Source organism: Moorena sp., assembly GCF_982860115.1.
This window is the reverse complement of sequence record NZ_CEYLVT010000291.1, coordinates 1-8236: the sequence shown is the minus strand read 5'-3', so window position 1 is coordinate 8236 and position 8236 is coordinate 1. Positions and strand designations below refer to the sequence as shown.

Sequence of the window (8236 nt, the reverse complement as noted above, 5' to 3'; positions counted from 1 at the left end):
GATGCAGCGCGGTCTTGGGGGTTTCCCCCATGAGCGACTGCATCAAGACAGGGAACAGGGAACAGGGAACAGGGAACAGTAGTCAAGATATCCGAGCAGTTTTTGGTATTATGATAAATCAGCTGTGAACCCTGTATCTAACAGTGCCATTATGGGAAAAATCTCCCCATCAGCAGAGATCAAGCCAACTTCAAAAAATAACTACCCGAACCTATTAAATTCACCTTGGATCATATTGTTCCACAAGTTCCCGTTTCATTAATTTGCATAATAATACACTTTTTACCTGGATGTTGAGAACGGGATTCGGAAAGTGCTACCTTTTCATCTTCATCGATAAAATACTCCCCACTATCAGGTTCAATAATAATAAACCAATCATAATGCTTTTGAATCAATACGGTGCGTTACATTTCATTAACGCACCCTACAACTTACATCATGCTCCATAAACTAGCCAATTATTCGGGTATAGATGATCAGCTTTTTGAATAGCTTCAACCGCCCTTTTCTTTTCACCTCTGTCAGACAAACACCGGGCATAATAACACCAGCCATGAGGATTATTTGGGTATTCCTCAGTAAACTGCTTCAATATAGCCAGGCTTTTTGCCGAGTCTCCTCGCAACCGATAATACTCAGCCTGCAACTGGTGAGCATTAGCGGAGTGGGGAGCCAGTTTCAATACAGCATTAACTATCTTTTTAGTCTGCTTCCCTTCTTTACCCAATACTAATTTCATCCGGCAACGATAGGCCAAGCGTCGTTTTAAAACTGAGTAATCACCAGGGGCTAACTCTTCTGCTCGACTTAACTTCAACTCTGCTGACTGAAAATCACCCAGTATTAGGAGTGCATCATAACTGTGAATCAAAGCAACAATATCATTTGGCTGAAGTAACAAGATTTGCTCAAAAGCCTTCAAAGCAGCGTGAGGATGATCCAGTTCCATCTCAACTCGCCCCAATGCCAGCCAGTGAGAGGGATTTTCTGGCTCAGAAGATGCCGCTGTCTCAAAGGCTTTTACTGCTTTCTCTGGCTGACGGCGACAGACTTCTATCAAACCCCGGATATGATACCCAGTAGCAACATTACTGGATAATGGCAAAGCACTCTCATAAACCTCAATTGCCTTAGCCACCTCTCCCATCAACTGTAAAAGTTTGCCTAGTTTCAACCTTACCTGAATTAATTGAGGTTGCCGCTGAATAACTTGGTGATACTCCTTAACAGCCTGCTCCCAGTTTCCACTTTCATAGAGCAAATCAGCCAATTCCAACCGTTTTTTCCATCCAGAGGGATACTGCTGCACATAGTTAGTTAAGGTTTTAAACTTCTGCTGTTTTCGGGTGTTTTTTTTCTCTAATAGCAGTTGTACATTTAACTGGACTTTTGAAGACTGGGATAAGGTCACCAAACAGGGGGTAGTGTTTCTATACATATCGCTGTTATCTGATAATTAATTTTATCATTAATTTGTTCAACCTTGGACTCTTGAGATAAAATAACTAATTTTTTAGTTTGAAAATTATTACAACTCTCATCTTTTTCAAGCTCTTTTAACAAAGGGGGAGAATCATCCATTCCTGATAGATACCGCTTCAACTGCTTTTCCATAATTGCTCGCCCCTTTTGAATCCGTTTGTAAACGTTATCTACCGAGATAGCAAGTTTTTTGGCAATGTCTGGGTAGGGTATATCTTGGTAAAAATACAGCACAAAAGGCTCTCGGAGTTGGGGAGATAGAGCCTTTATTTCACGGCGGATGTACATTCGTAACTCGCGACGGAGAATAGCTGACTCAGGAGAGTACTCACTAGAGGCTAATGTCTGGTGTTCTCCCACTGCCATTTCTTCAATGCTCTCCATACCGATTGCACTTTTGTGGCGTTTTCGATGGAGATCCACGCACAGGTTATGAGTCATTTTAGTTAGCCATGCTTTGGGATTAGTAATTTTTTCCGCGTGGTGTGGTAGTTTCTCCCATGCCTTGATTCTGGCCAGACTTAAGGCTTCTTCAGCATTGGTGCGATCGCCTCCCATCCAAGTTACGCACCGACCGTAAAGATAGTCTTGATTGAGCAGCCATAATTGCCAAAAGGCAGTGCGATCGCCTTTAGATATACGTTTTAATAGATTAATCTCGTCTAATTTTGGTTCTGTTTTCATTTTTTTTAGGGAGTTGATACCCCATCAGTTGTTTTTGTTTAGCGTAAATTTTTTTCACGTGCTTCTTAACCGTATTGATGCTGATATATAGCTTCTGGGCAATTTCTTCGTAAGTCAAGTTGGCTTTTTTTAGTAACCAGACTTCCTGCTCCCGTTCACTTAGCCGATAGTTAATAACATCAGTGATAGCGGAATTTTTGGTAGATTGCTGTTGATCTTCTAGGGTGACTAACAGATAAGGCTTTCGGGATAATTCTAACCTTAACCATCTCACCCTAACCCGAAACTCAACTGACTTATTCACGTTAATTTCAGCTTCGATAATTAGTTTGCGATCGCTAAACCACTCACTACTATCAATTAATGATTGGCAAACTCGCCAAATTGGCTGAGGGATAGAGTTTATCCGTGACTTACCTTGAGAGATTTGAGAGCACATTCGACGTCCACACTCATTGGCATGAAACAACTCTTGGTTAGTAGTTATAATCAGCACCCCATCAACAAAGCCTTCAATAATTGCTTTGAGCAGTAATGGCAAACCTTCTTCTGAATCTAACTCTGGCTTACTGCTTTCGAGTTTAGTCGCTTCTACTTTGATTGATTGTGGTAAACTAAAATAGTGTTTGACATAATCTAGTTTTTTATCTGGTTTATGACGCTCATAACTGCTTGAATCAGCAACTTGGTTAATATCAATACCAATGGGTTTGGTCAAGAGTTGTTGATTAGTCATGGTGAACCTTGATTATGATAAATTACTTGGATTATTCGTAAGCAGTCAGCAGTCAGCAGTCAGTTGAGGGTTATTCCCAATGCCATCGATCAACTAATGGGTTGTTTTACGTTTTCCATTTAGCGCTCAAATTATTTCGATTTTGAGCATTCCACTGGCACTGCTGAAATTATTATCAAAAATAAATTCGCTGTAATCAGCTAGGTTATCTAGTCCAAGGAAGTTGAGAAAAATTTCTAACACTAGCCATAATGTGGTTCTGGCTAATAGTTTTTTAGAGAGCACATTCATGGTTTTATTTAGGAGAAAATTACTAGAATATATAGCAGTTGTTTGACTCAGTGGTGCGTTACGGGCAGCAACCTAACCCGGGCGTTGAGGCTGAAAATTAGGGTGAGGGCCCCTAGGGAGTGTCTTCTTGCCTCGGAGATCCCCCTAAATCCCCCGAGCGATTGCTCGCTCGGGGGACTTTGAGTATGGCTCCCCCCTTTTTTTAAGGGGGGCTGGGGGGGATCATAATCATGCGACAAACTTTGAAAACACGCCCTAACGCACCCTAAAGAACTATTGCTAGCATGCCTATTGCTAGCATGCCTATTGCCTATTGCTTTTTGCCTTAAATTGCTATATATTTATCAAACCCCGACTGCATACTGACTTACCGCCTGAGATGATCTGACTTGTGACTGACTTGTGACTGACTTGTGACTGACTTTTCCTTTGTCAATGGTATAATTCCGGAATTCATGATCCCATCAGTCATGCCCAGGTCGCTCAAAGTCCGTCAGGAGTGCATTGAAAAAGTTAAACTGGCAGTCAGGCGTAACGGTTTTCCGAGCCAGAGGGCTTTGGCTGAAGATGTGGGGTTTGCCTTAGCCACAGTCAGCAACTTCCTGACTGGTAAACCCGTTGACTATATTACTTTTGAAGAAATTTGTCATAAATTGGCACTGGAATGGAGAGCCATTGCCAATTTGGATGTTGACCTGCCATTCCAAGCTGTAGATGATGTAATATCCCAGACTGTAGATCAAAACGCACCGATCAGAAGCTCTAGCAAACGCCAAGACTTGGGAGAAGCAATTGATGTTACCAATTTCTACGGGCGTAAAGAAGAATTAGCCACACTCAAACAATGGATTATTAATGACCATTGCCGACTGATTACCTTAATTGGCATGGGTGGAATTGGTAAAACAGCTTTGTCTGTCAAGTTAGCCCAGGGTCTACAATCGGAATTCCAGTACCTGATTTGGCGAAGTTTGCGTAATGCGCCACCCATTCACGAGCTTTTGACCGACCTGATTGGGTTTTTGTCCGATCAGCAAGAAACCATTTTACCAGAAAACTTAGATGGTAAAATCTCCTGTTTAATCGACTATCTGCGGGCAGAGCGTTGTTTGTTCATCTTAGATAATGTAGAGTCAATTCTATCCCCTGACCAACGTGCAGGAGCCTATCGCCCAGGATATGAAGGTTATGGGCAGCTGCTCAGAAGCTGGGGGGAGACTAACCATCAAAGTTGTCTGGTGTTGACCAGTCGGGAGAAACCCAGAGAAATTAGGAATAAAGAAGGTGTAAACGCTCCGATTCGTTCCCTGAGGTTACCTGGCTTAACCCAGGGAGAAGGGGAGAAAATTCTTGCCGAAAAAGGCTTTTCTGTCTCAAAAAATGAATGTCAAGCACTGGTGGAGTTTTATGCTGGCAATCCTTTAGCCTTGAAGATTGTGGCCACGACAATTTATGAGTTGTTTGACGAGGATGTGGCTCAGTTTTTAGAAGAAGGCACTATTGTTTTTGGTGATATTTCAGATTTACTGGACCAGCAGTTTAATCGCTTGTCAACGTTAGAAAAACAGGTGATGTACTGGCTGACCATTAATCGAGAATGGGTTTCATTTAAGGAGCTACAAAGGGACAGTATTCCAGCGGTTTCCTTCAAACATTTATTAGAAACATTAGAATCTCTACAATTGCGGTCAATGATTGAGAATAATTCGGGTAAATTTACTCAACAACCCGTGGTAATGGAGTATGTCAGCGATCGCTTAATTGAACAGATTTTTCAAGAAATTCAAACGGGAGAAATAGCCCTATTGGAGCGCTGCGCTTTAATCAAAGCCCAAGCCAAAGATTATCTGAGAAATGCCCAAATTCAGCTGATTATAAAACCGATTACCGATCAACTCCTAAACCTGCTTGGTCTCCCAGAAAATGTGCAAAACTATTTGAATCAAATTTTATCAAAACTGAAGTCTTTTCCCCCTCGAAAACCTGGATATGCCGGGGGGAATGTTCTCAATTTACTCTGGCAGCTTAATCTTGACCTGAGTGGCTATGATTTTTCTAACTTAACGGTTTGGCAAGCTTACCTACAGGGCATGAATTTGCATGGAGTCAACTTCGCCAATGCCGATTTAAGTAAGTCAGCTTTGACTCGCACCTTAGGGGGAGTTTTATCAGCCACGTTTAGCCCAGATGGGAAACTCCTGGCAACCAGTGTTGATAATGAGATTTGGTTGTGGGACGTTGCCAATATCAAACAAATTATTACCTACAATGGTCACAAGGCTTGGGTGCAATGCCTGGCTATTAGTCCAGAGGGAGACATTTTAGCTAGTGGTAGTAACGACCAAACCATCAGGTTGTGGAATGTCCACACCGGGCAATGTCTGAAAACACTGCGAGGTCATACGAGTTGGGTGCAATCCCTAGGGTTTAGTCCAGACGGGGAAATGTTAGCCAGTGGTAGCCATGACCAAACGGTAAAGCTGTGGAATGTTCACACTGGAAAATGTCTGAAAACCTTGTCAGGCCATAGCAATCCGGTATTTTTTACTACCTTCAGTCCCAATGGACAAACATTGGTCACTGGGGCTGAAGACCAAACGGTGAGAGTCTGGGAGGTCAACACTGGTTCTTGCCTGCAAGTCCTAGAAATCCCGATCAATTGGATATTATCCATTGCCCTTAGCCCAGATGGACAAACATTGGTAACTGGAAGTGATGGCACAACGGTCAAATTTTGGGATTTAGCCAGTGGTGAGTGTATCAAAACCTTACCAGACTACAACAGTTATGTGTGGTCAGTGGCTTTCAGCCCAGATGGTAAAACACTGGTTACCGGTAGTGAGGATACAACGGTTAAAATCTGGGACGTGGAAACCGGGAAATGTCTCCAAACGTTGCACAAGTATAGCAATTCCCCTTTAGGTAATAGCTACCCTTCACGGATTTGGTTGGTTGCTGTTAATCCGGATGGTCAAAGCTTGCTGAGTGTTAATGAAAACCAAACCATGAAGTTATGGGATATCCACACCGGACAATGTTTAAGAACAGTGGATGGGTATAGTAATTGGATCTTATCCGTTGCTTTTAGTCCAGATGGTCAAATGTTGGCCAGTAGCAGCGAAGACCAACGGGTAAGATTGTGGGATATTGAGACGGGGCAATGTCTACAGACCTTGCCAGGACATACTAATCTGGTTTCATCCGTTACCTTTGCTGCCAAAGACGATCAGATTCTGGCCAGTAGCAGTGACGACACAACTATCAAACTTTGGGATGCAAATACAGGAGAGTGTTTGCAAACACTGTGGGGACACGATAGTTGGGTGCATTCGGTCAGCTTCAGTCCAGAGGGAGAAATTTTAGCCAGTGCTAGTCGTGACCAAACGGTAAAGCTTTGGGATTGGCATACAGGAGAATGTCTGCACACCTTAGAAGGGCATATTCAGCAAGTCAAAACCATTAGTTTCAGTCCCTGGGGTAAAATCCTAGCCAGTGGTAGCCATGACAAAACTATCAAACTGTGGGATGTCAGTACCGGAACCTGTCTACAAACATTGCCAGGTCACCGGGATTGGGTTTTATCGGTTGTGTTCAGTCCCAGTGGAAATCTGCTGGCGAGTGCCAGTGGAGACCAGACCATTAAACTGTGGGATGTTGAGACCGGGCAATGTCTACAAACCTTATCCGGTCACACATCTCGAGTCAGAACAATTGCCTTTAGTCCAGATGGCAAGACTTTAGCCAGTGGCAGTGATGACCAGACTGTTCAACTGTGGGATATCAGTACAGGTGCTGTTCTCAAACTATTTCAGGGACACCACAAAGCAGTCCGGTCAATTGCCTTTAGTCCTAATCGTCCTGTGTTAGTGAGTAGCAGCGAAGATGAAACCATTAAGCTTTGGAATCTTGACACCGGTGAATGTATAAAAACCCTGAGAATTGCTCGACCCTATGAAGGGATGAATATTAAAAACGCCATTGGGTTAACCAAACCTCAGAAAAACACCTTAAAAGCTTTAGGTGCAGTAGAGAAAGAGTGAAGCCTGGCACCGCAATGGTTCTAGCACCCTTGACAAATAAGTTCATAATATGCTATGGTAGAAATAGAGCTTATTATAATAAAGCCTGGTAAGCGCAAGAAAAATTAAGCAAAAGTGTGATCTAGCCAAATGTGATTTAGATCAAGGGTTATGGCCAGAGTAAGCCTTGATTATCTGTACTATTGTACTTATTTATCACTCTTTTTAAAAATAATTTATTGAGTCTTGCCCTTGCCCTGTATCATACAATTGGGGTGCAAAAAAGTGGCTATAGAAAATACAGAACCTAACCAAAATTATGAAGTTCAAGTAGTAGAAAATACATCTGGCGATACTAACCCCTTAGGGGACGATCGCTCCGACTCTCAGGAAACAGTAACAACTCCTGAAGAAAGTGAAGTAAAAGCTGGAGCGAGTGATGAAAATATCGAAACAGATAATCAAGACACTAAAGAAATTACCGCACCAGAATCTAATACAACTACTCGTGAGCGTTCTCCAGGAAAAACCGATAGAGGTTTATAATCGATGAGTTTATTCTGTGGTGATAATTGACCAATTCGCCTAGGGGCAATCTTCGACAAGTATTAAGAGAATTGGATGACCGATAATATCTATGCGCTGCTGGTAGGTATTGATGAATACCCCAGTCCTGTTCCTTCTTTGAATGGTTGTGTCAATGACATCCTAGAAATACAGGACTATTTGCAAGGGCGGGTTGCTACAGATGGATATCAACTAAACATCCGTACACTCTTGAATCAAGATGCTACCCGTCAGGCAGTTATTGATGGTTTCCGCGAGCATTTGTGTCAAGCTAGCAGTGAAGATGTTGCTTTATTTTACTATGCAGGACATGGTTCTCAAGAGCAAGCCCCACAAGAGTTTTGGACAATAGAGCCAGACCGATTAGATGAAACATTAGTATGTTATGACAGTCGCACTGCTAGCAGGGGGACAACGAAGCTTGTAACATAGACAGGGCTTGTTCTCTAGCCCG

At 42.6% G+C, this 8236-nt stretch carries 6 protein-coding genes and 1 pseudogene; 3 read left to right on the top strand and 4 right to left on the bottom strand.

The features are described from left to right. Positions 1-439 precede the first annotated feature (439 nt). From AC4II3_RS29440 to AC4II3_RS29425, 4 genes are all read right to left on the bottom strand, one after another. Entirely contained in the window at positions 440-1441 is a 1002-nt protein-coding gene (locus tag AC4II3_RS29440; protein ID WP_488013795.1) for a tetratricopeptide repeat protein, read from the bottom strand. Further along, a complete protein-coding gene (locus AC4II3_RS29435; RefSeq protein ID WP_488013793.1) occupies positions 1411-2169 on the bottom strand; it encodes an RNA polymerase sigma factor in 759 nt (252 codons plus the stop codon). Before AC4II3_RS29435 ends, AC4II3_RS29440 begins: the two co-directional genes overlap by 31 nt. After that, positions 2138-2905 (bottom strand): helix-turn-helix transcriptional regulator, encoded by a 768-nt coding sequence (locus tag AC4II3_RS29430; protein WP_488013791.1) that lies wholly within the window; start codon positions 2903-2905, stop codon positions 2138-2140. Before AC4II3_RS29430 ends, AC4II3_RS29435 begins: the two co-directional genes overlap by 32 nt. A gap of 126 nt (positions 2906-3031) precedes the next feature. After that, on the bottom strand, positions 3032-3196 hold the full coding sequence (locus AC4II3_RS29425; RefSeq protein WP_488013789.1) for a hypothetical protein: 165 nt from the start codon (positions 3194-3196) through the stop codon (positions 3032-3034). A 470-nt stretch (positions 3197-3666) separates the two neighbouring features. Between AC4II3_RS29425 and AC4II3_RS29420 the strand changes: the two genes are divergently transcribed. The 3 genes and pseudogenes from AC4II3_RS29420 to AC4II3_RS29410 form a co-directional block, all read left to right on the top strand. Further along, the gene (locus AC4II3_RS29420) at positions 3667-7236 is read left to right on the top strand and encodes a WD40 repeat domain-containing protein (RefSeq protein ID WP_488013807.1); all 3570 of its coding nucleotides are present in this window, start codon (positions 3667-3669) and stop codon (positions 7234-7236) included. A gap of 264 nt (positions 7237-7500) precedes the next feature. After that, entirely contained in the window at positions 7501-7761 is a 261-nt protein-coding gene (locus AC4II3_RS29415; RefSeq protein ID WP_488029259.1) for a hypothetical protein, read from the top strand. Between the two features lie 75 nt (positions 7762-7836). Next, positions 7837-8181: pseudogene (locus AC4II3_RS29410) on the top strand (caspase family protein); the annotation flags it as partial. Positions 8182-8236: the final 55 nt, after the last annotated feature.